This window comes from Ferrovibrio sp., from assembly GCF_025869515.1.
Lineage (GTDB): Bacteria > Pseudomonadota > Alphaproteobacteria > Ferrovibrionales > Ferrovibrionaceae > Ferrovibrio.
Map to the genome: position 1 here is coordinate 128,689 of NZ_JAOZVR010000077.1, position 25,382 is coordinate 154,070.

Below are 25,382 nucleotides of genomic sequence, written 5' to 3' on the forward strand. Positions count from 1 at the left end.
CACGGGAGGATACGGCTATGGGCATCAACAAGCTGGCTCATTACTCGATCCGCACAACAGACCTTGAGGCGTCGCGGGTCTTCTATACGGAGATTCTCGGCTTTCGCGTCGGCTACCGCCCCGATTTCAAATTCCCCGGCATCTGGCTCTACATGAGCGACGATGACGACAAGGAATACGGCACCGTCCATATCATCGGCATCGATCCGAATGACCCGCAGGGCCTGATCGACTATCTCGGCGACAAACCGCTCGACAGCCTGCAGGGTACCGGCACGGTCGACCATATCGCCTTCACCGCCACCGATCTGGCGTCGATGCGCCAGACTCTCAATGGCCGCCACCTGGACTTCTTCGAACGCACGGTGCCATCGCTCGGCCTGCACCAGCTGTTCCTGACCGATCCGTCCGGGGTGACCATCGAACTGAACTATCCGGCCGCCGAAGCCGGAGCGTGATCCTGTGCGACGCGCACTGATTGCCGGCGGCTCGCTGGGCGGCCTGCTCGCCGCCAACATGCTGCATCGCGCCGGCTGGGACGTGCTGGTGCTGGAACGCGCGAACGCGACTCTCTCGGGCCGCGGGGCCGGCATCGTCACCCATGCCGAACTTTTCGACTGTCTCGAAGTCGCCGGCCTTACCATCGATGACAAGATTGGCGTGCCGGTGCCCGGCCGCGTCACGCTGGGCCGCGACGGCACCCCGGTGCAGGAAAGCGCCCTGCCGCAGATTCTCACCGCCTGGGGGCGGCTGTATCATCTGCTCAAGGCCGCCCTGCCGGCCAGCCTTTATCGCTTCGGCGCCGGCCTGCGCGCTTTTGAGCAGGATGAAGCCGGCGTCTGCGTCACGCTCGCGGATGCCTCGCAGCTGCACGGCGATATCCTGATCGGCGCGGACGGCATCCGATCGACCATCCGCCAGCAGCTGCTGCCGCAGGTTCGTCCGAGCTATGCCGGCTATGTCGCCTGGCGCGGCCTTACCGACGAAGCCCTGCTGTCCGAGGCTACGCATCGCGCGATCTTCGAGCGCTTCGCTTTCTGCCTGCCGCCCGGCGAGCAGATGCTGGGCTATCCTGTCGCCGGAACCGGCGACAATCTGGCGCCCGGGCGCCGGCGCTTCAACTTCGTCTGGTATCGACCGGCCGACGAACAGACCCAGTTGCCCGATCTGCTGACCGACGAACAGGGCCGCCGGCACGACGACGGTATTCCGCCGCATCTGATCCGCGCCGATGTGCAGACAGCCATGCTGCGGGCCGCCGACGACGTGCTGGCGCCGCAATTCGCCGAAATCGTGCATAAGGCACATCGACCCTTCTTCCAGCCAATCTACGATCTGGACTCACCGCAGCTGGCGTTTGGTCGCGTCGCCTTGCTCGGCGACGCCGCTTTCGTCGCCCGGCCGCATTGCGGCATGGGCGTGACCAAAGCGGCGGCCGATGCACGTGCGCTGATGCAGGCGCTGGCGCAGATGCCGGACAATCCCGTGCAGGCACTCAAGACCTATGACAGCAGGCGGCAGCCGATCGGGCATTTCCTGGTCGGCCATGCGCGCAGTCTCGGCGCCTATATGCAGGCACAGATCCTGACGCCCGAAGAACGCCAGATGGCGGAACGCTATCGCTCGGTCGAGGCGGTGATGCGCGAAACCGCCGTCTCGCCGGTCATTCACTAAGGACACAAGCATGCAAATGGCAGGTGACGTCAGCATTGCCGCAGATCGGCAACATGTCTGGACTGCGCTCAATGACCCAGACGTATTGCGGCAATGCATTCCCGGCTGCGCGTCTGTGACCCGCGAGGCGGACAATGTGCTGCTGGCCAAGGTGACCGCCAGGATCGGTCCGATCAAGGCCGGTTTTTCCGGCAAGGTGCTGCTGTCCGAGCTTGATCCGCCGAATTCCTATGTCATCTCCGGCGAAGGCAGCGGCGGTGCGGCCGGCTTCGCCAAGGGCAGCGCCGCCGTGAAGCTGACCACGGTCGGCAGCGCAACTCAGCTGCAGTACCAGGTCGATGCGGCCGTCGGCGGCAAGCTGGCGCAGATCGGTGCACGCCTGATCGATTCCACGGCGCGCAAGATGGCGGAAGACTTCTTTGCCAAATTCGTCGAGATTGCCGAAAGCACGTCGGCCGCAGCTCCGGCCACAGAAACAGTGGCGCCGGCTGCACCACCCTCTGCACCGCAATCGGCACAATCCGGCACCCGGCTGCTGGTTGTCGCCGCGCTCGTCCTGCTGGCTGCAGCGGCAGCGTATTACCTGTCGCTCTGACCGGCCTCCGGCAGGAACCGCGCGCGCGCTTCACGGAAACGGCGGACGAGAAATTCGCGGCAGGTGGCGATGCGGCGCACGGCTGCCGATTCCGGATGACTGAGCAGATAGTAGCTGCGGCGGAATGACACCGCGGGCAGAACGCGCAGCAGCCCCGCCTCGGCGTTCACCGCGAAGTCATGCAGGATGCCGATGCCGGTTCCGGCCCGTACCGCTTCCAGCTGGCCGACCACGCTGGCGCAGCGGAATTTGCGGCCCGGCGATTTCTCCAGCAGCGCGCCGTAATCCAGCGCCGAGGAATAGGCCATGTCCTCGACGCCCGTGACCAGCACATGCGCGGCCAGGTCTGCTGTTTCTGCCGGCACGCCTTCACGCGTCAGATAGTCGCGCGAGGCATAGAGCCCGAGCGAATAATCGGCGAGACGCGACACCACCAGACGACCATCGGCCGGCTGGTCGAGCACGATGGCCAGATCCGCCTCGCGACGCGACAGCGAGAAAATCCGCGGCAGCGGCACCAGTTCCACCACCAGCCCGGGATGCAGGGTGACCAGTGTGCCGAGTTCGGCGGCCAGGAAGCAGTTGCCCAGTCCGTCCGGCGCACCGATCCGCACGGTGCCGGCAACTTCGGCGGCGACATCGCGCAGCTCTTCGGAAATCCCGAGTACGGCGGTCTCCAGCCGCTCGGCCACCTCCAGCAGCCGCTCGCCCGCCGCGGTCGGCAACGACCCGGCCGGGCGACGGATTAACAGCTGCGTCCCGAGCGAGTCTTCCAGCGCATCCAGCCGCCGCGACACGGTGGCGTGGTTGAGCCCGAGCTTTTTGCCGGCCGACAGCAGCTGGCCCTCACGGGCAACCGCCAGAAAGACCCTCAGATGATCCCAATCCATCGATTTTCAGCCTGTGGCTTCTATTTCTGCACAGTTATTACTACGAATTTTGTATTGCTGTGCATTTCTTGATGCTGGAACACTTCAGGCATTCGGTCAAACCCTTCAGGAGCCGCCAGATGTCCGACCTCATTCCCCACTTCATCAATGGCCGCCTGGTGCAGGGCCAGGGCCGTACCGCGCCGGTATTCAATCCGGCGACGGGGGTGCAGTCGGGCGAAGTCTGCCTCGCCTCGGCAGCCGAAGTGCGCGCTGCCGTAAAGGTCGCCGCCGAAGCCGCTCCGGCCTGGGCTGCCACCCCGCCGCTGAAGCGTGCCCGCATCCTCAACAGCTTCCTGCGTATCCTGGAGGAGCGCACCGATGCGCTGGCCGCCGTCATCACCGCCGAGCATGGCAAGGTGCTGTCGGATGCCAAGGGTGAGATCCAGCGCGGCATGGAAGTGGTGGAGTTCGCCACCGCGGCACCCCAGTTGCTGAAGGGCGAAGTGAGCGAGAATGTCGGCACCAAGGTCGACAGCTATTCGCTGCGCCAGCCGCTGGGCGTGGTCGCCGGCATCACGCCGTTCAACTTCCCGGCCATGGTGCCGATGTGGATGTTTCCCGTCGCGCTTGCCTGCGGCAACTGCTTCATCCTCAAGCCTTCGGAGCGCGATCCTTCTGCATCGTTGCTGATGGCGCAGTGGCTGAAGGAAGCCGGGCTGCCCGATGGCGTGTTCACTGTGGTGCAGGGCGACAAGGAAGCCGTCGACGCATTGCTGCATGACCCCGATATCCAGGCGATCAGCTTTGTCGGCTCGACGCCGATTGCCCGCTATATCTACGAGACTGCGGCGCGCACGGGGAAGCGCTGCCAGGCTTTGGGCGGCGCCAAGAACCATATGATCGTCATGCCGGATGCCGATCTGGACCAGGCCGTGGATGCGCTGATGGGCGCGGCCTATGGCTCGGCCGGCGAACGCTGCATGGCCATTTCCGTGGCCGTGCCGGTTGGCGAAGCCACCGCCAATGCGCTGATGGCCAAGCTGGAGCCGAAGGTGCGCGCCCTGCGCGTCGGCCCCGGCACCGATCCGGACGCCGAGATGGGGCCGCTGGTAACCCGCCAGCATCTCGACAAGGTGCGCGGCTATATCGATGCCGGCGAGGCCGAGGGCGCCCGGCTGGTGGTGGATGGTCGTGGCCTCAAGCTGCAGGGTTACGAGAACGGCAATTTCATCGGCGGCACGCTGTTCGATCACGTGACCCCCGAGATGACGATCTACAAGGAAGAGATCTTCGGTCCCGTGCTGGCCGTGGCGCGCGCCGACAGCTACGCCACTGCCGCCAAATGGATCAACGAGCACGCATACGGCAACGGCACCGCGATCTTCACCCGTGACGGCGACGCGGCACGCGAATTCGCGCACCAGATCAAGGTCGGCATGGTGGGCATCAACGTGCCCATTCCGGTGCCGATGGCCTTCCATTCCTTCGGTGGCTGGAAATCGTCGCTGTTCGGCGACCTGCATATGCATGGCCCGGAGGGCGTGCGCTTTTATTCGCGCCTGAAGACCATCACCAGCCGCTGGCCGACCGGCATCCGCGCCGGCGCCGAGTTCGTCATGCCGACGATGGGATGACTGGTCTTTGCCCTATATCTCCACCCTATCCTTCGGCCGGATGCCGCGTTTCTGGGCGGCGATGCGGAAAGGCGCGTTGGGCGCGCCATAGCCGTTATACTTGCGGCGCTGCACGACCTCGAAGAAAAACCCCTCGCCGTAATTCGGGCTGTAGAGCTGGAAATATTCGCCCTCGGCATCGCGGTCGTAGAGAATGTTATGCGCGCGCAAGGCGTCCAGCAGGTCGGGCCCCAGGCCGAAGCGCGCCTCGATATCGTCATAGTAGTTCTGCGAGATCGTCAGCGGCGTGAAGCCGTTGCGCTTCATCGCCGCGACCGTTTTGAAGATATCGCTGCTGGAAAACGCGAGATGCTGCACGGCCGAACCGAAGCTTTCGGCGATGAAGCGGCCCGCCAGCGTGCGGTGGTTTTCGGCGCCGTTCAGCGTCAGGCGCAGGCTGCCGTCGGCATTCTCGATCACCTGGCTGCGCACCAGCCCGGCCGGATCGACGATATCCACCATCGGCGTCTTATGCGTGGCGAAAATCGAGGTGTAGAACAGAATCCAGGTCAGCATTTCCTCGTAGTTCATGGTCTGCGCCACATGGTCGATCGCCGTCAGCCCCGCATCCGCGGTGCCGGTGTCATCCTTGACCGGCTCGAAATCGATTTCCCACAGGCGGCCGAGATCGCTCTTGGTGTCGATGAAATGCATGACGCCGCCGCCGACGCCGCGGATCGCGGGAATCTTCAACTCGCCGGGGCCGACCGCCTGCTCGAAGGGTTCGGCGCCGAGCGCGCGGGCACGGGCAACGGTGGCGCCGGCGTCTTCCACCCGCAGGCCGACAGCGCAGACGCCGGCGCCGTGCATCAGATAGGCGCTGTGGGCGAAGCCCTCGCGCTCGGTGTTGATCAGCAGATTGATCTCGCCCTGGCGCCACAGCGTGACGTCTTTCGATCTGTGTTTCGCCGCCCTGGCAAAGCCGAAGCTGCGGAACAGTGTGCCGAGTTCGGCGGCCTCGTGTTCGTTGGCGGCGAATTCGATGAATTCGACGCCGTCGGAGCGGATGCGGTCGGGGATTTCGGGCACCGCGATCCGCGTGCCCGGCTCCTCGCGGCGCACGCGGTCCATCAGCGCGACCAGCGAGCGTTTGCCATCGATGGCGATGGCCTTGGGCGAGCCGCCGCGGAACTGGTCGTTGAAGATTTCCAACGACAGCGGGCCGTCATAGCCCGTCGCCGCCACCGCGCGCATGAAATCCACCACCGGCAGGTCGCCCTGGCCCGGCATGTTGCGGTAATGCCGGCTCCAATGCAGCAGGTCCATCCCGATCAGCGGCGCATCGGCCAGCTGCACGATGAAGATCTTGTCCTTCGGAATGGCGCGGATCGAGGCGACGTCGATCTTGCGCGCCAGCGTGTGGAAGGAATCGAGGATCAGGCCGATACTGGGATGGTCGGCGCGACGCACGATTTCCCAGGCATCGCGGTGGTCGCTGATATGGCGGCCCCAGGCCAGCGCCTCGTAGCCGACGCGCAGGCCGCGTTTCGCCGCGCGGTCGCCCAGGTCGCGGAAATCCTCGGCGGCGCGGTCGATGCCGCCGAGCGACAGCGGCGAGACGTTGGAGCAGACCAGCATCAGGTCGGTGCCGAGCTCCTGCATGATGTCGAATTTGCGTTCGGCGCGATCGAAGGTGCGGCTGCGCTGCGGCTCGGGCATGCCCTCGAAATCGCGGAATGGCTGGAACAACGTGATCTGCAGCCCGGCATCGCGCACCATGCGGCCGACCTCGCGCGGGCTGCCGTCGAAGGCGAGGAAATCGTTTTCGAAAATCTCCACGCCGTCGAACCCCGCCGCGGCGATGGCCTGCAGCTTTTCCGTGAGCGTGCCGCTGATGGTGACGGTCGCTATCGATGTTTTCATGGCGATGCCTGCGAAGGCGATGTCTTCATGGCCGGGGTTTTCATGGTTGCAGCCTCCCGCATTCCATCATGCGCACTATGGGCGGACTAGTTCGTACATTGTCGGGTCCGGGCGAATCCTGTGGTCATAACGCCCGGCAGTCCTGGATGATCCGGCCCGGTTGGCGCCGGGGACCGCCGCCTTAACCCGGCGCTTTCAGCACGTTGCGCAGCACCATCTCGACGACCTGGGCGCGCAGCGCCGCCACGGCCTTTTTCGAGGTGAGGTCGACGCGGAAAATCTGCGAAAACGTCGCCCGGTTCGAGACATTGAAGAAACACAGCGCGCTGATCTGCCAGTGCAGCTCGATGGCGGTGAGGCCCTTGCGGAACACGCCCTGCTGCAGGCCGCGCTGGTAGATGCGCTCCAGTTCGCCGATCGCCGACACGTTCAGCTCCTGGATCGTCTTGGAGCGCGCCAGGTAATCGCCGTGATGGATATTCTCGATCATCACCAGACGGATGAAGGCTTCGTTGGAATGATGGTGGTCGAAGGTGAATTCGACCAGCTTGCGCAATGCATCGGCCGGCCGCAGATGCTCGATATCGAGCTGCGCCTCGGTGGTGCGCACCCTGCGGTAGGCGTCTTCCAGCACGGCGAGATAGAGGCCGTCCTTGTCGCCGAAATAGTAGTAGATCATCCGCTTGCTGGAGCCGGTCTTGGCGGCGATCTCGTCGACGCGCGCGCCCGACAGGCCGTTCTGCGCGAATTCGCGGGTGGCGACGGCGATGATGTCCTGCCTGGTCGCCTCCGGACTGCGCGTTTTCGCCCCGGCGGCGCGGCGGGCCGGCCTGGTCTTTGTCGAAGCCGGTTTTGTCGATTTTGTCATGGGCCGGGATTTTCTTGCCGGCGCAAAGTCCGCGCGCCGGTCCGTGGCGGGTGTGATCGGCTGCATACTGCCCTCGGATCGCGTCATTGCAAATACCTAACACGGCACAAACAAAGAGATTTTTCCCGTGCCGCGGCGCCTGGCGCCGCCGCCTGCCGCATCGGTGTTTGACTATACTAACTATTTCGTACATTGTGCAGCCGGAAATTCGGGAGGCCCTGTGCGTAGAGAGCACGATACCTGCGTGACGGCCCTGCGGGGGGTGGTCACCGCCCATCCGCTGGCCGCCCGCGCATCGGTGCTGGTGGGCCTGATCGGCCGCGGCATCCAGCTGTCGCGCACGCCGGTGATGCATGAGCGCGAGGCCGCCCGGCTCGGCCTGACCTGTGCCTATATCCTGATCGATTTCGACGCGCTGCAGCTGCCGGACGCGGCCTTGCCCGGCATTCTCTCGGCCGGCGCGGCGCTGGGCTTCCAGGGTTTCAACGTCACGCATCCGTTCAAGCAGCAGATCATGCCACGGCTGGATGCGCTGTCGCCCGAAGCCGCCGCGATCGGCGCGGTGAATACCGTGGTGTATGAGGCCGGCCGCACCACCGGTCACAACACCGACTGCTGGGGCTTTGCCGAAAGCTTCCGCGCCGGCCTGCCCGATGTGCCGCTGCGCCAGGTGGTACAGTTCGGCGCCGGCGGCGCCGGGGCCGCGGTGGCCTACGCGCTGATGCAGCTGGGCGCCGGCCAGCTGGACATCATCGATACCGATCCGGCCCGTGCACAGGCCCTTGCCGCCCATATGGAGAAAGACTGGGGCGACCGCGTGCGCGCAACGGATAAGGTGGCCGATGTCCTGGGCTGGACCGACGGCATCGCCAACACGACGCCGGTGGGCATGGCGAAATATCCCGGCATGGCGTTTCCGGCCGAACACCTGCGGCCCCATCACTGGGTGGCCGAGATCATCTATTTCCCGGAAGAAACCGAAATGCTGCGCGTGGCGCGCGGCCTCGGCTGCCGCACGCTGGCCGGCACTGGCATGGCGATCGGCCAGGCGGTGCGCGCCTTCGAACTCTTCACCGGCCGCAAGTCGGACATGGCGGCGATGGCCGGCCATTTCGCCGCCGCTGCCTGAACAGAGGAATTACAGTAACCGCAACTGAGTCACTGCAATCAAAATCGGGAGGAAACAAAAATGACCATACAGACCACACGTCGCCGGTTTCTCGCCGGCACCGGCATGGCCGCCGCAGCCGCATCGCTGAGCCTGCCGGCCTTCGCTCAAACCAAGCCCAAGCTGCGCTTCTCGGCGGTGTTTTCCGAGCAGGATATCCGCGCGGAAATGATGAAGCAGTTCGCCGGATCGATTGCCGGCGATTTCACCTTCGAAGGCTATTACGGCGGCAACCTGTTCAAGCAGGGCACCGAACTGGTGGCGATCCAGCGCGGCAACCTGGAAATGGGCAATATCGCGCCGCAGGACATCTCGAAGCAGATTCCGGCCTGGTCGATCCTGACCGCGGCCTATCTGTTCCGCGATGCCGACCACCTGACCAAGTTCTTCGCCAGCGCGCCTGGCGCGGAGATGAAGAAGATGGCCGACGACCAGCTGGGCATCCACATTCTCGGCCCGACCTATTTCGGCGCACGGCAAGTTGGTTTGAAGCCGAACAAGAAGATCAACACCCCGGCCGATCTGGCCGGCATCAAGCTGCGCATGCCGCCGGGCGAGGCCTGGCAGTTCCTGGGCGAATCGCTGGGCGCCAACCCGACGGCGATGGCCTATGCCGAGGTCTATACCGGCCTGCAGACCGGCGCCATCGACGGCCAGGACAATCCGCTGCCCAATGTCGAGAACATGAAGTTCTACGAGGTGATGTCGCAGATCGTGCTGACCTCGCATCTGGTCGGCTTCGACCTGCTGACGGTGTCGAGCAAGGTGTGGAAGGGCATGTCGGCCGACCAGCAGAAGCGTTTCCAGGCTGCGGCGAATTCGGCCATCGACTTCTCGGCCAAGAAGCATCAGGCGCGCGAGAAGGAACTGCTCGACCTGTTCAAGAGCAAGGGCCTGCAAATCTATACCCCGGATCAGGCCGCCTTCCGCAAATTCGCCCAGCAGAAATACCTGACCTCGGCCCTGGCCAAGGACTGGCCGAAGGGCATGGTCGACAAGATCAACGCGCTCTGAAACGATTGGCGGAAGCCCCGCAGCGCCGGGGCTTCCGCCACACCACCAGTTTGAAGTCCGGGGACGTCCGTGCATCAGGGATTTACGACCATAGCCGGATGGCTGTACCGCCGCGGCGAAAATATCCTGGCCGCCATGCTGGCCGCGATGTTCGCCGTCTTCATCCTGCAGATCGTTTTCCGCTACCTGCTCAACCTGCCGATCGGCTGGACCAATGAAGTCAGCCAGGTGCTCTGGGTCTGGCTGGTGCTGTTCGGCGCCGCTTTCGTGCTGCGCGAAGAGGAAGAGATCCGTTTCGACCTGATCTATGCCTCGGCAGGGCCGAAGCTGCGCCGCGCGATGATGCTGCTCTCAGCGGCGGCCCTCATTCTGCTGTATGGCACTTCGCTGCCGGCAGTCGCCGACTACGTGACTTTCATGAAGGTCGAGAAATCGGCCTATCTGAAAATCCGCTTCGACTGGCTGTTCTCGATTTACGTCGCCTTCGTGGTGGCGGTGCTGATCCGTTACCTCTGGCTTGGCTGGCAGGCGATGCGCGGTACCCTGCCGGACAATGTCGATCCCACCAAGGCGGCCTCCGGCGTATGACTTTCGCAAGCCCGTTTTCGCTTTCCATCGTCGCCATGACGGCGCTGGCCTTCCTCGGCCTGCCGATCGGCCATGCCATGATCGCCGGCTCGATCCTGTATCTGTGGATCGCCGGCCTCGACATGGGCACGGCTGCCGAGCAGCTGCTGAACGGCATGTATACCAACTATATCATCCTCGCCGTGCCGCTGTTCATCCTGGCCGCCGAGCTGATGAATATCGGCTCGATGACCGAGCGGCTGCTGCGTTTCTGCAATGCCATCGTCGGCCGCTTCCGCGGCGGCCTGGCGCAGGTGAACGTGCTTCAAAGCATCATCTTCGCCGGCATGTCTGGCTCGGCCATCGCCGATGCCGCCGGCACCGGCAAGATGATGCAGACCATGATGACGGCCGACGGCAAATACCGCGCCAGCTATGCCGCGGCGCTGACCGCCGCCACCGCCGTGATCGGACCGATCATTCCGCCCTCGATCCCGATGATCCTCTATGCCCTGGTTTCCGATGCCTCGATCGGCTACCTGTTCCTCGGCGGCGTGATCCCCGGCCTGCTGATGGCCGGTGCGCAGATGATCATTGTCGCCATCGGTGCAAGACGCGAGAATTTCCCGGTCGAGAAGCCGACGCCGCTGCGCGACCTGCCGGGCATCACCTGGCGCGCACTGCCCACGCTGATGATGCCGGTGGTGCTGCTGGGCGGCATCTATAGTGGCGTCACAACACCGACAGAAGCCGCTGCCGTGGCCGCCGCCTATGCGCTGGTGATCTCGGTGCTGCTCTATCGCAGCGTCAGCTTCCGCGACTTCTACACCTCGATGCTGGCGAGCGCGCGCACCTCCGCATCCATCGGCATGCTGATCGCCGGCGCCCTGGTGTTCAACTATGTCGTGACGGTGGAGAATATCCCGAACAGCATACAGGCGCTGCTGACGGCCTGGGACCTGTCGCCGCTCGGCTTCCTGATCCTGGTCAACATCCTGCTGCTGGTGATGGGCTGCCTGCTGGAGGGCACCACCATCCTGCTGGTGCTGGTGCCGGTGCTGATCCCGACCGCCAAGGCACTGGGCGTCGACCTGGTGCATTTTGGCATCGTCGTGGTGGTCAACATCATGCTCGGCCTGATCACGCCGCCCTATGGCCTGCTGCTGTTCGTGATGACGCGCATTGCCAATGTGCCGGTGCGCGACATCGTGCGCGAGGTGCTGCCCTTCCTCTGGGCGATGATTATCGCGCTCGGCCTGATCACTTTCTTCCCCGGCCTCGTGCTGTGGCTGCCGCGCCTCCTGGGCTACCAGGGCTGAGAAAAGGAAATCTCCGATGACGACCCGCAAGCCGATTCTCATCCTCAACGGGCCCAACCTCAACATGCTGGGCATCCGCGAGCCGCATATCTACGGCTCGACCACGCTGGAGCAGATCCGCCAGAACTGCGAAGCCTTCGCCGCCGCCAACGGCGCCGCCATCGATTTCCGCCAGTCCAACCACGAAGGCGTGCTGGTGGATGCCATCCAGGAGGCGCGGACTGCCGCCGACGCCATCATCTTCAATCCGGCGGGTTATTCCTTCACCTCGGTGGCGCTTTTCGATGCGCTGAAGACCTTCGAGGGACCGATCGTCGAGGTGCATATCTCGAATATCCATGCGCGCGACGAGATGCATCGGCACTCGAAACTCTCGGCGGCGGCCAAGGGCGTGATCTGCGGCCTTGGCCCTGACGGCTATATCCTCGCGCTGCAGGCCGTGCTGCAGATCCTTGGCAGGTTGCCGGCGCGATCCGGCGACGCCTGAGGACAGCGATCATGCAGGGTGCCGGTTTTCTGGCGATCTGGAGCGATGTCGAGGCCGCGCAGGAAACCGACTACCTGCACTGGCTGACCAGAGAGCACACGGCAGAGCGGCTGGGTGTCGATGGCTTCATGGCCGTCCGCGTGTTCAAGGCAATTGACGACCGCATCAATCGCTTCCTGATCATTTATGAGCTGGACATGCCGGACGCCCTGTCCGGACCGTCCTATCTGGCCCGTCTGAATGCGCCGACCCCATGGTCGCAGCGCATCATGCCGATCCTGCAGAATTTCATGCGCGGCGGCGGGCGACGGCGGCTGTCGGCGGGCAGCGGACGCGGCGGATATGTTGCGGCCCTGCCGCTGGCGACGATGCTGCCGGATGCCGGAGCAACCGCCGCCGGCCTGGTCGCCTGCGACCGCATCGCTGCAGTGCATCTGCTGGAAACCGACCAGGCAAAGACCGCGATCCAGACAAATGAAAAAAGCCTGCGGCCAAAGGACCGGTCGTTCGACGGCCTGCTGCTGGTCGAAGGCCTGGACCAGGAGGCGATCCGGCAGGCTTTTGCCAGCTGCGCGGCTGTTCTGCCGGCCGGCGTCACGGCCCAGGCGCTGCCGCTTTACACGCAGGTCTTCGCGCTGGACCGCGGCGGTTGACGCCGGCGACCGCTGCTAGGGCCGGTCTTCCCCCGTGAACGCCGCCGGCGGCTGGCCGGCCAGCCGCCGTTCCCACATCTGCGTATAGGCCGCTTCCAGATTGCGGCTGAAGCGCGCGATGTCGAACAGCGGCGAGGTGAGCCGGTTGGCGGCCAGCCGCTGCCGCAATGCCGCGAGCCGCGCCGGATCGCGTGCCAGCGCGAGCGCCAGGGCTTCGTAGTCTTCCAGATTGTCGGTGATCAGTTCAGGCAGGCCGACGGCGGTGAGCAGGCTGCCCGCCACGCGGCCGATGAAGGTGCTGCCGGCACAGGTGAGCACCGGAAGCCCGGCCCAGAGCGCATCGCTTGCCGTGGTATGCGCGTTCACCGGCAGGGTATCGAGGAACAGGTCGGCCAGCGCCTGGCGCGCCAGATGCGCGGGCTGCGGCAGCGGCAGCGCGAACACCAGGCGGGCGGGATCGATGCCGCGCGCCTGCGCCTCGCGCCGCAGATTCTCGGCCGCATCCGGTTCCACCTGCAGCTGCCACAGCACGCTGCCCGGCACCTGGGCCAGCAGGCGCATCCAGATATCGAAGACGCGCGGCGTCAGCTTGTAGGGATTGTTGAAACTGGAAAAGACGAACCCCTGCTCCGGCAAGCCGAACGCGGCGCGAGAAAGCTGCAGGCTGGCGATCGGACGCTTGGTGTCGTTGGGCTGGTAGGAATGCGGCAGCGCGACAACCTTCTCGTCGAACCAGGCATGCTGTTCCGGCGGAATGAGGAAGCGGTCGGCGATGATGTAGTCGATGAAGGGCGCCCCCATGGTGCCGGGATAGCCGAGATAGTTGACCTGGATCGGTGCCGGCCGCGACGCCATGATCTCGGGTCGCGCATTCTGGGTATAGCCCTTGAGGTCGACCAGGATATCGATGTCGTCGGCATAGATGCGGCGGGCCGATTCGTCATGCGGCAGCAGGCGCAGATCGACGAAATGGTCGAAGCCCGCCACCAGCCGGCGGCGCACATCGCTGTCGGAATCCGGGCCGATCGAATAGGCCGTAATCTCGAAACGGCTGCGGTCATGGCGTTCGAACAGCTCGGCCATCAGGTAGGCCGTGGCATGCGGAAGGTAATCGGCCGACAGGTAGCCGATGCGGATCTTCTCACGCCGCCGCGGCGCCGGATGCGGCGGCAGGCTGACGGTGGCCCGGCCGACCTGCGCGGCGTAGCCGCGCGCATTGATCAGCTGTTCTTCCGGCGTCGAGTCCAGCGTGATCAGGGAAAAGGCCGAGACTCGCGTCGGGCCTTCGCGCACCAGGCGCCGCACCTTGCCGTCGACCTTGTCGTCGAAATCGCGCCAGTCGCAGATATGCCGCTTTTCGAAGGAGAGCTTGCCCCAGGAACCGGTATGTTCGGGTGCGATGACCGTCGCCTGTTCGAACAGGGCGATCGCCTCGCGCCGCCGCCCGTTTTCCGCCAGCAGCGTGCCGAGATTGGCCAGCGCATCGACGAAATCCGGCCGCATGCGCAGGGCCTCGCGATAGGCGGCCTCGGCACCGGCAAGATCCTGCACATGTTTCAGCGCATTGCCGAGATTGCTCCAGGCCTCGAAATACTGCGGGGCGATCGCCAGGGTCTCGCGGTAGCGGGCGATGGCCTCGGCATGACGGCCCATCTCGAACAGGCAGATGCCGAGATTCATCAGCGCCTGCGGGAAGCGCGGATTGATCGCCAGACCCTTTTCCTGGATGGCGACCGCCTCGGCCAGCCGGCCGGTCTGGCGATAGACCATGCCGAGATGGTAATAGGAATGCAGATAGTCCGGCTGGACGCGGATCGCTTCCTCGTAACAGGCGATCGCCTCGGCGAACGCGCCACGGCCGCGCAGGATATTGCCCAGATTGTTATGGGCCGCGGCATTGGGCTGCAGCCTGATGGCCTTCTGATAGGAGGCCACCGCGTCGTCCAGCTTGCCCTGGTCGCGCAGGATATTGCCGAGATTGTTATGCGCCTCGGTGCTGCGCGGATCGACGCTGAGCGCGCGCCGGATCAGCCTGGCGGCCTCTTCCAGCTCGCCGCGGCCATACAGCAAAGCGCCCAGATTCTGCGCGGCCAGCGCTTCACGGGGACGTTTCAGCAATATTTTCCGGTAGAGTTTTTCCGCGTCTTCCAGCCGGCCGGCCTGATGGGCCTCTACCGCCTGGACCAGAACCTTGTCGACAGCCATGCCTTGCCCTGCAATCCCCGTGACCCGGAGCATACAGAGGCGCCGCCCGGGCCACAATCGCGCCGCCACAATTTGACCGCACTTGGCTGGCCCAGTACGGTTTCCGCCCAGCTTTCCATAACCGACAAGAGCGCAGCCATGACGGATTCCGCCGCGCCTGCCGCAGCCCCCGCAGCCGCACCCCCCGCCCACACCACCGTGTGCATCAGCGGCGGCGGTCCCGCCGGCATGATGCTGGGCCTGCTGCTGGCGCGCGCCGGCATCCGCGTCACCGTGCTGGAAAAGCACAAGGATTTCTTCCGCGACTTCCGTGGCGACACCATCCATACCTCGACGCTGGAACTGATGCGCGAACTCGGCCTGCTGGAGGCCTTCCTGCGCCTGCCGCACCAGAAAGCCTATCGCCTGGGTGGCCGCTTCGGCAGCGACGATGTCACCATCGGCGAATTCAAATACCTGCCGACGCCGTGCAAATTCGTCGCCTTCATGCCGCAATGGGATTTCCTTGATTTCCTGCAGCGCCAGGCGGCATGCTATCCGGCCTTCGATTTGCGGATGCAGACCAAGGCGACCGGCCTGCTGCGCAGTCAGAATGCGGCTTCCCCGGGCCGGGTCAGCGGCGTGGCGTATCGCACTGCCGATGGCAGCAAGGGCGAACTCACCGCCGATCTGGTGGTGGCCTGCGACGGTCGCGATTCGACCCTGCGGCACCAGAGCGGCCTGCCCGTGGTCGATCTCGGCGCACCGCTGGATGTGCTGTGGTTCCGCCTGCCGCGCATGGCCAACGATCCACATGACCTGCTCGGCCGCATCGACCGCGGCCAGGCTCTGGTGCTGATCGACCGCGGCGACTACTGGCAATGCGCCTATCTGATTCCCAAGGGCGGGCTGGCCGGCCTGCAGGCCCGCGGCCTGCCCAGCCTGCGCGCCGCGATAGCGCATATCGCGCCCTTTGCCGGCGCGCGGCTGGAGGCGGCACTGCCGGACTGGGATGCGCTGAAACTGCTGTCGGTGCAGGTCAACCGGCTGCATCGCTGGCATGCCCCGGGCCTGCTCTGCATCGGCGATGCCGCCCATGCGATGTCGCCGGTCGGCGGCGTCGGCATCAACCTCGCCATCCAGGATGCGGTGGCCACCGCCAATATCCTGTATCCCGCGCTGCTGCAGGCGCAGGACCAGGGCGTGCCGATCATCGACGCCATGCTGGAAGAAGTGCAGGCACGGCGCGAAAAACCGACCCGGCTGCTCCAGGCCTTCCAGCTGCGCGTGCAGGATTTCCTCTACAGCCGCGTCTTTGCCGCCGGCGCCGCGCCGGTGCGGGCGCCGGTGCTGCTGCGTCTGGTCAGCCGCATCCCGCTGCTGCGCGGCCTGCTGCCCCGGCTGGTGGCACTGGGGCCGCGGCGCGAGCATATCGTCACGCCTGAAATGCGGGCCGCCTCATGACGCGCACAGCCATGCGCCGCACGGCGACACTCATCGCTGCCGTTACAGCCGGCCTGCTGCTGCTTGCGCTCGCCGGCATCGCCGCGCTGCTGGCCTGGCCGCGCCCGGCGGCGGAAATGCTGGTGAGCCGGCTGCTCGACCGCCGCGTCGCCATCGCCGAGCTGTCGATCGGCTGGCAGGACCCGGTGCTGCTGCGGCTGCGCGGGCTGCAGATCGCCAATATACCGGACGGCAGCAGCGCCGATATGGTGGCGATCGAAGCGCTGGAGGCCGCCATCGACCGCACCGCGCTGCTGCAGGGCCGGCTGGTCTACGAACGCCTGCATGTGGAGCGCCCGCGCGTGGCGCTGGAACGCGACAGCCATGGCCGCGGCAACTGGCAGTTCGGGGCGGCCGAGCCTGGCGATGACGCGGCGGAGACGCCATCCGACAGCCGGCTGGTGCTGATCCCCAAGACGCGCCAGCAATTCCCCAGCCTGCTGGATTTCCGCCTCACCGGCGGCGAAGTGCGCTTCCGCACCTCCTCGGGCAAATGGCTGCGCCTGCCGCTGGACGACCTGGCGATCCAGGCGGCCGACGAGACTGCGCCGGTCAGCATTGTCCTCGATGGCGGCTATAACGAGACCGACGCGCAGCTGACCGCCAGCACCGCCTCCTTCAACGCCTTCCGCGATGCCACAAAGCCGTTCGATGCCGGCTTCAGCATCGTGGCCGCCGGCGTGAAGCTGGATTTCAAGGGCGTGATCGGCGAGCCGCTCGATTTCGATGCTGTAGAAGGCCGCCTGGCGCTGGAAGCGCGGCGACTGGACGATGTGATCCGGATTTTCGACAGCCCGAGCGGCATCGCCGCCCCGGTGAAGCTGATCGGCGGTTTGAGCCGCGCTGGCGATGCCTGGCGGCTGGACGACATCCACGGCGATATCGGCGGCAACCGTTTCGAAGGCCGCATCGCGCTGGATGAAGGCGGACGCGGCGAAGCCGACGATCTGCAGATCCGGCTTGATTTCGACCGGCTCGACCTGCCCGGCATCCTGCCGCAGGGCAGCGATGACTGGCGCAGGCTGCGGCTGCGCCCGGCCACGGCCGAAGATACCGCGCATCTCGATATCCAGCTCAGCGCCGGCACACTGCTCTATGGCGAGCATCGCCTGCAGCAGGCCGCCGCCGCCGTGGAAGTGGCGGCCGGCCATATCCGCCTGCAGGGCGCGACGGCCAGGCTGGGCGAAACCGGGCAGTTGAAACTGGCCGGTGCGCTGCGGGCGCAGGGCGAGACCGGCGGTACGCTGCTGGCCAGTCTGCAGCTGCAAAAGGCCGAGGCCGGCGCGGTGCTGCAGATCGTTGGCCTGCGCGATGGCGCCGCGCTGCTGGCCGGCGCCGTGGATGGCGCCGCAGACATCGGCATGACCGGCGCCACGCTCGGCGAAGCGGTGAAGACCGCGCGCGGCCATGCCGTGCTGACGATGCAGCAGGGCCGTATCGCACGCAGTCTGGTGGAAGCAGCCTCCGCCGATCTGCGCGCCCTGTTCCGCAGCCGCGACGACGGCACGGCGCTGCGCTGCCTGCTGGCCGCCGCCACGCTGAAGGACGGCACGCTGGTGCTGGCGCCGGTGATCCTGCGCAGCGACGGCGGCACCGTGCGCGCTGCCGGGCAGATCGACCTGGTGCAGCAGCAGGTGGAAGTGACGCTGCGGTCGGATCCGCAAACCACCGGCTTCCTGGCGCTGGATATTCCCCTGCGCATCCACGGCCCGCTGGCCGATCCGTCGGCCCAGCCGTTGCGCGGCGCCGCCCTGCCCGACCTGCCGCCGCCGGTCCTGCCGCCGGCCCAGGCCGCGCTGGCGCAGGGCAATCCCTGCCGGAATTAGGCGCTGCGGCGGTATCCGGCGCGGAAACCGCCGCAGGAACCGGCAGTTTTGCCACATCGTTTAGACCGGTGCTTCACCAGAGGTGCCGTCATGCCGAAATCGCCGCATTCCGCCCCAAAATCAAATTCCCTGTCCATGTGGTTCACCCGCTTTGCCGGCCGCGCCGCGCATATCGCCGGCACGCCATGGATCTTTGCGCTGGCCGTTGGCTGCATCCTGGTCTGGGCGGCATTCGGGCCGCTGCTGGGCTTTTCCGAAGTCTGGCAGCTGACGGTGAATACCGGGACCACCATCGTCACCTTCCTGATGGTGTTCCTGATCCAGAACACGCAGAACCGCGACTCTGCGGCCATGCAGATCAAGCTGGATGAGCTGATCCGCGCCACGAAGGGTGCGGAGAATGCCATGCTCGATCTTGAGGAGCTGACCGAGGAGGAGCTGGAGCAGTTCCGCGCCACCTATGAGAAACTGGCGCGCGAGGCGCGCAGGCCCAAAGGCCGGACAGCCGCGGCCTGACGCCATGCTGCACCCCCAGACACCGGAAGCCGCCGCCATCGAAGCCGGCCTGCACTATGTCAGCGATGCCATGCCGGGCATCCGGCGGCGGCGCAGCGGCCGCGGCTTTTCCTATGCTGCAGCCGACGGCGCGGCGGTGCGCGACGCTGCCGTGCTGCGGCGTATCCGCGCGCTCGTCATCCCGCCGGCCTGGACAGATGTGTGGATTTGCCCCCGCGCCAGCGGCCATATCCAGGCCACCGGGCGCGATGCCCGTGGCCGCAAGCAGTATATCTACCATCCGGATTTCCGCGCTTTACGCGAAAGCGGCAAATACGACGCCCTGCCGGGCTTCGCCCGCCTGCTGCCGGCGATCCGCGCCCGCGTCGCCGCCGACATGGCGCAGCCCGGCCTGCCGCGCGACAAGGTGCTGGCCACCATCGTGCATCTGCTGGAAACCACGCTGATCCGCATCGGCAACGCGGATTACGCGGCGCGGAACGGCAGCCATGGCCTGACCACGCTGCACCGCCGGCATGTGAAGCTGGAGCGCGGCACACTGCGTTTCCGTTTCACCGGCAAGAGCGGCAAGAGCTGGGACCTGCAGCTGCAGGATCGCCGCGTGCTGAAGGTGGTTCGCGCCTGCCAGGACCTGCCGGGCCAGGAGCTGTTCCGCTATCGCGACGATGACGGTGCCGTGCTCGGCGTCAGCTCGGCCGATGTGAACCGGTATTTACGCATGATCAGCGGCAGCGACATCACGGCAAAGGATTTCCGCACCTGGGCCGGCACGGTGCTGGCGGCCCTTGCCCTGCAGACTTTTGCCGCGCCGTCGAGCCAGCGCGAGGCGAAGCGAAACCTGAAAGCGGCACTGACCGAGGTGAGCGGCAAGCTTGGCAATACGGTGGCGATCTGCCGCAAATGTTACATCCACCCGCTGGTGATCGCGCGCTATCTGGCCGGCCAGCATCGCCTGCGCATGCCGCGGGCTGTGGATAAAGACGGGTTGCGCCCGGAGCTGCGTCCGGAGGAAATCGCGGTTCTGCGCCACATCACGCGCAAGCCGCGCGCGCCGGTTGCAGTCCGGCCACAAACGAAAACAATCAGGCGTCTAAAATGCGAAACTGTGATGACAAACGGAACGCAGCTGTAAGCGGGGCGTTATATAACTAGCTCAAGATATGTCCTGCCCGATTCGGTCGCCGCAACACGCACGGGCTGGCCGCCGGATCAGGACAAAAAGGAGTGCCCCCCATGCAGACCAATCTCCAGATTCTCGACTGGACCGTCGACGCCGCCGCCATGATCGCGGAGAACGACGACTATGTGGTGTCGCTGTATGACGGCGTGGATGGCGATTACGATGTCGCCTTCATCCGCGCCAAGCAGGCCTCGCGCTATTCTGCTCCGGCAGCGGACCTGGCGGCCGAACGCGTCGCCATGCGCGAGGCGCGTGTCGCCTTCACGCTGGCGATGCGGCAGCAGCGGAGCTGAGCGTTTCCCGTAACGCAAATTCTTCCGCCAGCAATTCGTAGGAGCGCCGCTTGACCTCGCGGCTGTGCGTCCAGGTCAGGATGACGATCTCGTCCAGCTGCTGCTCCTGCGCCAGTTTGCGCAGCTTGGCCGCCACCTGCGCGGCCGACCCCGCATAGGAATTCGCCCACAGGGTTTCGACCTCGGCTTCCTCGTCGCGGCTGAACGGCGGCAGGTCGTCGGGTGACAGCAACGGGCCGAGCCGTCCGCGGTTGCGATCGATGCGCCAGCGCGCCCGGCTGCGGAACCAGTGCCGCGCCTCGTCTTCGGTTTCCGCCGCCAGCGCCCAGACGCAGAGATTGGCCTTCGGCTCACTCAGAAATGGCGAGGGCTTGAAGCTGCGGCGATAGAGATCGAGCGCCTGGCCGGCGCCGCGCCCGTCGGTGATGAAATGCGCGAAGGAATACGGCAGGCCGAAATGCGCCGCCAGCTGCGCGCCGTAATCCGAACTGCCCAGCATCCAGACATCCGGCGCCGAGGACTCGCTCATCGGATGCGCCGTCACCGTGCGGAAGCTGTGGCCCTCGGGCAGCTCCAGCCCGTTGACCCAGTGCAGCAGGTCGCGTACCTGGGCCGGGAAGGTATCGGCGCCGTCGTTATGCGGGTTGAGCGCATAGGCGGTGCGGCCGTCGGAGCCTGGCGCGCGGCCGACACCGAGATCGATGCGGCCCGGCGCCAGCGCATCGAGCACGCGGAACTGCTCGGCCACATGCAAGGCGGAATAATGCGGCAGCATCACGCCGGCCGAGCCGAGCCGGATGCGCGCGGTCGATACCGCCAGGGCGGCAAGCAGCACTTCGGGCGACGAGCCGGCGATGGAGGCATGGTTGTGATGCTCGGCGATCCAGAAGCGGCTGTAGCCGAGCGCCTCGGCATGCTTCGCGAGGCTGACGGTATCGCGGATCGCCTGGTCTTCCGGCGTGCCATGCGAAACGGTGGACTGGTCGAGAACGGAAAGGCTGATCGGCTGGGTCATACCCGGCATCTAGGACAGATGCCGGGCCTTGGCAACCCGCCGGTACATCTGCCTTCCACTTACCCGTTCAGACTCGCCCACATCTGCTGGTCGCGCTCGGCCGTCCAGATGCGCGGATGGTCCAGGCCCATCGCCTCGTCATAGGCGCGCGCCACGTTGAAGGGCTGGCAATGTTCGAAGATGGCGAAGTTGCCGAAACGCGGCCGCATCGCGTCGTTGCAGCGGTCGAAGGCTTCCTTCAGCGCCAGGCCTTTGGCGGCCGATTCCGACACCGAGCCGTAGAGCGTGGTGAGGAAATCGCGGGTCAGCGCCAGGCCATCGGCCACTTCCTTGGGATTGCGCAGGGCATCGCCGCGGCCGGGCACGATCGCCTTGGGGCTGAAACCGCCGATCGCGTCCAGCGTCTTCGGCCAGTCGCTGAAATGGGCGTCGCCGCAATAGCAGGCCGAGTGGTATTCGACCAGGTCGCCGGAGAACATCACGCCGGCATCGGGCACCCAGGCGACCGTGTCGCCCGCCGTGTGGCCGCGGCCCAGATGCATGATCTCGACGCGGCGCTTGCCCATGTAGAGGGTGAACTTGGTCGGGAAGGTCATGGTCGGCCAGGTCAGGCCGGGGATGCTTTCGGCGGCGCGGAACAGGCGCGGGAAGCGGCCGTATTCGGAATCCCAGTCTTCCTTGCCGCGCTCGACGATCAGGCTGCGGGTCGCTTCCGAGGCCAGCACCTGTTCGGGCTTATAGGCCGAGGCGCCGAGCACGCGCACAGCATGGTAATGCGACAGCAGCACATACTTGATCGGCTTGTCGGTCACCTTGCGGATATGCTCGATCACCTGGCCGGCCATTTTCGGCGTGGCCTGGGTGTCGATCACCATCACGCCGTCGTCACCGATAATCACGCCGGTATTGGGATCGCCCTCTGCGGTGAAGGCATAAAGGCCGTCACCCAGCTGGGTGAAGGAGACCTTCTTGTCTTCCGTGTCGCCGGTGGAGGCAAAAGCTTTCGGGGCGGGATTTGACATCGGGGGACTCCTTGTTTGCCGGGTTACTTGCCGAGCAGGGTTTCGGGCAGCCAGAGCGCCAGCTGCGGGAAAATGATGCAGAGCAGCAGCGCGATCAGCTGGATGATCACGAAGGGCACGATACCACGATAGATGATGCGGGTGCCGATTTCGGCCGGCGCCACACCGCGGATATAGAACAGCGCATAGCCGAAGGGCGGCGTCAGGAAGGAGGTCTGCAGGTTGACCGCGAACAGGATGGCGAACCACAGCAGAATCTGCTCCTTGTCCAGCCCGCCGAAATCCAGTCCGGCCATGATCGGCGCGATGATCGGCATGACGATAAAGGTGATCTCGACCCAGTCGAGGAACATGCCGAGCACGAAGACGAAGGCCATGATGACGAACATGACCCAGTAGGGATTGGTGCCGGCTTCGTCCACACCGAGCGCGTCGGCGATCATGGTATCGCCGCCCAGCTTGCGGAAGATCACGCTGAAGATGGTGGCGCCGATCATCACGAACATGATCATCGCCGTGGTGCGGGTGGTTTCGTTCAGCACGGCGAGGAACTGCTTCCAGCTGAGCTGGCGCGAGGCCAGCGCCAGCAGGAAGGCGCCCAGTGCACCGAGTGCAGCAGCTTCGGTGGGCGTGGCGACGCCGGCGATGATCGAGCCCAGCACCACCAGGATCAGGATCATCGGCGCCAGCAGGTCGCGGGCCAGCCGTGTCATCGCCTGGCCGAATGGCAGGCGGTCGCGCGCCGGCAACGGCGGCATGGTCTCAGGCTTAAAGATCGCCAGGAAGATCAGATAGACGATGTAGAGCCCGCCGAGCATCAGGCCGGGGATCATGGCGCCGGCGAACAGGTCGCCGACGGAAATCCGCATCGTGTCGCCCAGCACCACCAGCATGATGCTGGGCGGGATGAGAATCCCCAGCGTGCCGGTGGAGGCGATGATGCCGGTGGCAAGCCTGGGGTCGTAGCGGCTTTCCAGCATCACCGGCAGGGCGAGCACGCCCATCAGCACCACCGAGGCGCCGATGATGCCGGTGGAGGCCGCCATGACGATGCCGATGATCGCCACGGCGAAGGCATAGCCGCCGGGCAGCGGGCCGAGCAGGCCGGCGAGCGAACGCAGCAGCCGTTCGGCGATGCCGGATTTTTCCAGCATCAGCCCCATGAAGACGAAGAGCGGCACGGCAATGAGAAGCCAGTTGCTCAGGATGCCGGAGAAGGTGCGCGACACGCCGGTGGAGAGGAAGATGATCGGCACGTCGGCAGCAAAGGTGAAGATCACGCCGATGCCGGCCAGCACGATCGCCACCGGATAGCCGGTGAAGATGCCGAGCAGCAGCGCGACGCACATCAGCAGGGGCCAGAAATACTCCATCGTCTTATTCCCTGGCTTCGGCGACGGCGCCGCGGGTGAGGACCAGCTGGATGAGCAGGCGGAGCGTGCGGGCGAGGCCGAGCAGGCCGAGCAGGCCGAAGCCGAGCGGCATCACCGCCTTGATGATCCAGGTGTTGTTGAGCCCGCCATAGGGCGAGCCTTCGTTCGATGTGTAGGCCGACATCATGAATTTCCAGGCGAACCAGGTCATCACCGCGGCAAAGGGCAGCAGGAAGACGACGTCGCCGAGGATCACGACGATCCGGCGCGTGCGCTCGGTGAAGGTGTTGGCGATGAAATCGACGCTGACATGACCGTCGGTATGCATGGCGTAAACGCCGCCGAGCATGACCATGACGGCAAACAGGTGCCACTGCAGGTCGGTCAGGCCGTTCATGGTGATTTTCGTGCCGAACAACGGCACGTCGCTGCCCCAGTCGAACAGCACGTTGAAACGCAGCTGCGCCATCAGCACGCTGAGACAGACGCTGACTACCAGCAGCGGCGTGGCCCAGCCAATCGCGCGCCCGAACCAGGCGCAGGCTCCTTCGATCCGTTTCAGCAGCGCAATCACGCGTTCCCCCCCATCAAGGCTGGCGCCGCCGGCAGAGTCCCACTGCCCGGCGGCGCGCCCTTACGCTTTTACTTTGAGTCTCAGTTACGCGGAATCGCCTGCAGGTCGTTCCAGCGACCGACACGCTTGGTATAGGCGCTCAGCGACTTGTAGGCCTCGGCGAACAGCGCGTCCTTCTGCGCCTCTTCCTCCATCACTTCGGTGGACGCCTTGTGCAGCGCGGCCAGCACCGCATCGGGGAAGCGCTGGATCTTCACGCCGGCCGCCTCGATCTTCTCGATCGCGTCGATCTGCGCGTTGATCTGGTCGAAGGTATTGAAGGTGATGTTGGCATAGCAGGCCTCGACCATCGCCTTCTGGTGCTTCTCGGGCAGCGACTTCCACACATTCATGTTGACGATGATGGTGTCCCAGCTCGCCGGCTGGTGCCAGCCCGGGAAGTAGTAATGCTTGGCGATCTTCTGCAGGCCGAGACCGAGATCGAGCTGCGGCGCGGAGAATTCCGCCGCCTCGATGCGGCCGCGTTCCAGCGAGACGAAGATTTCACCGGCCGGCACCAGCTGCACATTGGCGCCGAGCTTGGCCATCGCCTTGGCGCCCAGGCCGGCGATGCGCATGTTGAGACCCTTCAGGTCGGCGACCGTCTTGATCTCCTTGTTGAACCAGCCGCCGGCTTCCGGCACGACGAGGTGGCAGGGGATGATCTTGACGTTATGCGGATCGTAGGCCTTCTGGATGATCTCCAGACCGCCGCCCTGGAACATCCAGCCGAGGAACAGCTCCGGGTTGGGGCCGAAAGGCATCGAGCCGACCAGGTTGGCGACCGGAATCTTGCCGGCCCAGTAACCGACCCAGTCGAAGCCCATCGGGATCGAGCCGTTGGACACCGCGCCGAACACCTCGAAGGGCGGCACGAATTCGCCGGCGCCATGCACCTTGATCTTGACCTCGTTGTTGGTCATCAGGGCGACGCGTTCGGCCCATTTCACCGGGCTCGGGCCGATCGAGGGCACCTGCAGGCCGAAGACGCTCTGCAGATCGAAACTCTTGGCCTGGGCCAGAACCGGTTGCGGCGCGGCCAGGCCGAAGCCCAGCGCTGCGACCGCAGCCGCCTTGAGAATAAGCTGACGCATGAATCCCTCC

General features: G+C 65.5%; 24 protein-coding genes. 15 read left to right on the forward strand and 9 right to left on the reverse strand.

The genetic code is table 11. The features are described from left to right. The first annotated feature begins 17 nt into the window (after positions 1-17). The 3 genes from OJJ21_RS12380 to OJJ21_RS12390 are packed head-to-tail and all read left to right on the forward strand — an operon-like array spanning position 18 to position 2,269. Entirely contained in the window at positions 18-458 is a 441-nt protein-coding gene (locus OJJ21_RS12380) for a VOC family protein (RefSeq protein WP_297686654.1), read from the forward strand. A 4-nt stretch (positions 459-462) separates the two neighbouring features. After that, positions 463-1,674 (forward strand): FAD binding domain-containing protein, encoded by a 1,212-nt coding sequence (locus tag OJJ21_RS12385; protein WP_297686656.1) that lies wholly within the window; start codon positions 463-465, stop codon positions 1,672-1,674. A 16-nt stretch (positions 1,675-1,690) separates the two neighbouring features. Beyond that, positions 1,691-2,269, forward strand: coding sequence for a carbon monoxide dehydrogenase subunit G (locus OJJ21_RS12390; RefSeq protein ID WP_297686728.1), 579 nt, complete (start codon positions 1,691-1,693; stop codon positions 2,267-2,269). Here the strand turns inward: OJJ21_RS12390 and OJJ21_RS12395 are convergent. Beyond that, positions 2,254-3,159, reverse strand: coding sequence for a LysR family transcriptional regulator (locus OJJ21_RS12395; RefSeq protein WP_297686658.1), 906 nt, complete (start codon positions 3,157-3,159; stop codon positions 2,254-2,256). The genes OJJ21_RS12390 and OJJ21_RS12395 overlap by 16 nt on opposite strands. Before the next feature lie 119 nt (positions 3,160-3,278). Between OJJ21_RS12395 and OJJ21_RS12400 the strand changes: the two genes are divergently transcribed. After that, positions 3,279-4,775: a CoA-acylating methylmalonate-semialdehyde dehydrogenase gene (locus tag OJJ21_RS12400; RefSeq protein ID WP_297686660.1), complete on the forward strand. Its 1,497-nt coding sequence runs from the start codon at positions 3,279-3,281 to the stop codon at positions 4,773-4,775. 12 nt (positions 4,776-4,787) lie between these two features. Here the strand turns inward: OJJ21_RS12400 and OJJ21_RS12405 are convergent, their stop codons facing one another. Together OJJ21_RS12405 and OJJ21_RS12410 are read right to left on the reverse strand one after the other, a co-directional pair. Beyond that, positions 4,788-6,677, reverse strand: a complete 1,890-nt coding sequence (locus tag OJJ21_RS12405) for a sugar phosphate isomerase/epimerase and 4-hydroxyphenylpyruvate domain-containing protein (protein ID WP_297686662.1) — start codon at positions 6,675-6,677, stop codon at positions 4,788-4,790. Between the two features lie 181 nt (positions 6,678-6,858). Further along, on the reverse strand, positions 6,859-7,545 hold the full coding sequence (locus OJJ21_RS12410) for a TetR family transcriptional regulator (RefSeq protein ID WP_297686664.1): 687 nt from the start codon (positions 7,543-7,545) through the stop codon (positions 6,859-6,861). A gap of 244 nt (positions 7,546-7,789) precedes the next feature. On the opposite strand from OJJ21_RS12410, the gene OJJ21_RS12415 reads away from it, so the two are divergent. The 6 genes from OJJ21_RS12415 to OJJ21_RS12440 all read left to right on the forward strand — a co-directional run bounded on the left by OJJ21_RS12415 (position 7,790) and on the right by OJJ21_RS12440 (position 12,753). Next, the gene (locus tag OJJ21_RS12415; RefSeq protein WP_297686666.1) at positions 7,790-8,674 is read left to right on the forward strand and encodes a shikimate dehydrogenase; all 885 of its coding nucleotides are present in this window, start codon (positions 7,790-7,792) and stop codon (positions 8,672-8,674) included. 60 nt (positions 8,675-8,734) lie between these two features. Beyond that, complete coding sequence (gene dctP / locus OJJ21_RS12420) at positions 8,735-9,727, forward strand: TRAP transporter substrate-binding protein DctP (RefSeq protein ID WP_297686668.1); 993 nt, start codon at positions 8,735-8,737, stop codon at positions 9,725-9,727. Between the two features lie 69 nt (positions 9,728-9,796). Next, on the forward strand, positions 9,797-10,315 hold the full coding sequence (locus OJJ21_RS12425; RefSeq protein ID WP_297686670.1) for a TRAP transporter small permease subunit: 519 nt from the start codon (positions 9,797-9,799) through the stop codon (positions 10,313-10,315). Continuing rightward, positions 10,312-11,613, forward strand: coding sequence for a TRAP transporter large permease (locus OJJ21_RS12430; protein ID WP_297686672.1), 1,302 nt, complete (start codon positions 10,312-10,314; stop codon positions 11,611-11,613). Before OJJ21_RS12425 ends, OJJ21_RS12430 begins: the two co-directional genes overlap by 4 nt. Before the next feature lie 16 nt (positions 11,614-11,629). Continuing rightward, a complete protein-coding gene (gene aroQ / locus OJJ21_RS12435) occupies positions 11,630-12,100 on the forward strand; it encodes a type II 3-dehydroquinate dehydratase (protein ID WP_297686674.1) in 471 nt (156 codons plus the stop codon). An 11-nt stretch (positions 12,101-12,111) separates the two neighbouring features. Beyond that, the gene (locus tag OJJ21_RS12440) at positions 12,112-12,753 is read left to right on the forward strand and encodes a hypothetical protein (RefSeq protein WP_297686676.1); all 642 of its coding nucleotides are present in this window, start codon (positions 12,112-12,114) and stop codon (positions 12,751-12,753) included. 15 nt (positions 12,754-12,768) lie between these two features. Here the strand turns inward: OJJ21_RS12440 and OJJ21_RS12445 are convergent, their stop codons facing one another. Next, positions 12,769-14,958, reverse strand: a complete 2,190-nt coding sequence (locus tag OJJ21_RS12445) for a glycosyltransferase family 41 protein (protein WP_297686677.1) — start codon at positions 14,956-14,958, stop codon at positions 12,769-12,771. A gap of 138 nt (positions 14,959-15,096) precedes the next feature. On the opposite strand from OJJ21_RS12445, the gene OJJ21_RS12450 reads away from it, so the two are divergent. The 5 genes from OJJ21_RS12450 to OJJ21_RS12470 all read left to right on the forward strand — a co-directional run bounded on the left by OJJ21_RS12450 (position 15,097) and on the right by OJJ21_RS12470 (position 20,255). Further along, positions 15,097-16,401: an FAD-dependent oxidoreductase gene (locus OJJ21_RS12450; RefSeq protein WP_297686679.1), complete on the forward strand. Its 1,305-nt coding sequence runs from the start codon at positions 15,097-15,099 to the stop codon at positions 16,399-16,401. Beyond that, positions 16,398-18,266, forward strand: coding sequence for an AsmA-like C-terminal region-containing protein (locus OJJ21_RS12455; RefSeq protein ID WP_297686681.1), 1,869 nt, complete (start codon positions 16,398-16,400; stop codon positions 18,264-18,266). Before OJJ21_RS12450 ends, OJJ21_RS12455 begins: the two co-directional genes overlap by 4 nt. A gap of 135 nt (positions 18,267-18,401) precedes the next feature. Continuing rightward, on the forward strand, positions 18,402-18,782 hold the full coding sequence (locus OJJ21_RS12460; RefSeq protein ID WP_297686683.1) for a low affinity iron permease family protein: 381 nt from the start codon (positions 18,402-18,404) through the stop codon (positions 18,780-18,782). A gap of 4 nt (positions 18,783-18,786) precedes the next feature. Beyond that, on the forward strand, positions 18,787-19,914 hold the full coding sequence (locus OJJ21_RS12465; protein ID WP_297686685.1) for a DNA topoisomerase IB: 1,128 nt from the start codon (positions 18,787-18,789) through the stop codon (positions 19,912-19,914). 101 nt (positions 19,915-20,015) lie between these two features. Continuing rightward, positions 20,016-20,255: a hypothetical protein gene (locus OJJ21_RS12470; protein ID WP_297686687.1), complete on the forward strand. Its 240-nt coding sequence runs from the start codon at positions 20,016-20,018 to the stop codon at positions 20,253-20,255. Here the strand turns inward: OJJ21_RS12470 and OJJ21_RS12475 are convergent. From OJJ21_RS12475 to OJJ21_RS12495, 5 genes are all read right to left on the reverse strand, one after another. Then, a complete protein-coding gene (locus OJJ21_RS12475) occupies positions 20,224-21,270 on the reverse strand; it encodes an LLM class flavin-dependent oxidoreductase (RefSeq protein ID WP_297686688.1) in 1,047 nt (348 codons plus the stop codon). The two genes, OJJ21_RS12470 and OJJ21_RS12475, sit on opposite strands and share 32 nt — an antisense overlap. A gap of 59 nt (positions 21,271-21,329) precedes the next feature. Next, positions 21,330-22,292, reverse strand: a complete 963-nt coding sequence (locus OJJ21_RS12480; RefSeq protein WP_297686690.1) for an MBL fold metallo-hydrolase — start codon at positions 22,290-22,292, stop codon at positions 21,330-21,332. Between the two features lie 23 nt (positions 22,293-22,315). Next, positions 22,316-23,665, reverse strand: a complete 1,350-nt coding sequence (locus tag OJJ21_RS12485; protein ID WP_297686692.1) for a TRAP transporter large permease subunit — start codon at positions 23,663-23,665, stop codon at positions 22,316-22,318. Between the two features lie 4 nt (positions 23,666-23,669). Next, the gene (locus OJJ21_RS12490) at positions 23,670-24,239 is read right to left on the reverse strand and encodes a TRAP transporter small permease subunit (protein ID WP_297686694.1); all 570 of its coding nucleotides are present in this window, start codon (positions 24,237-24,239) and stop codon (positions 23,670-23,672) included. Between the two features lie 80 nt (positions 24,240-24,319). Then, a complete protein-coding gene (locus OJJ21_RS12495) occupies positions 24,320-25,372 on the reverse strand; it encodes a TRAP transporter substrate-binding protein (RefSeq protein ID WP_297686696.1) in 1,053 nt (350 codons plus the stop codon). Positions 25,373-25,382 lie beyond the last annotated feature (10 nt).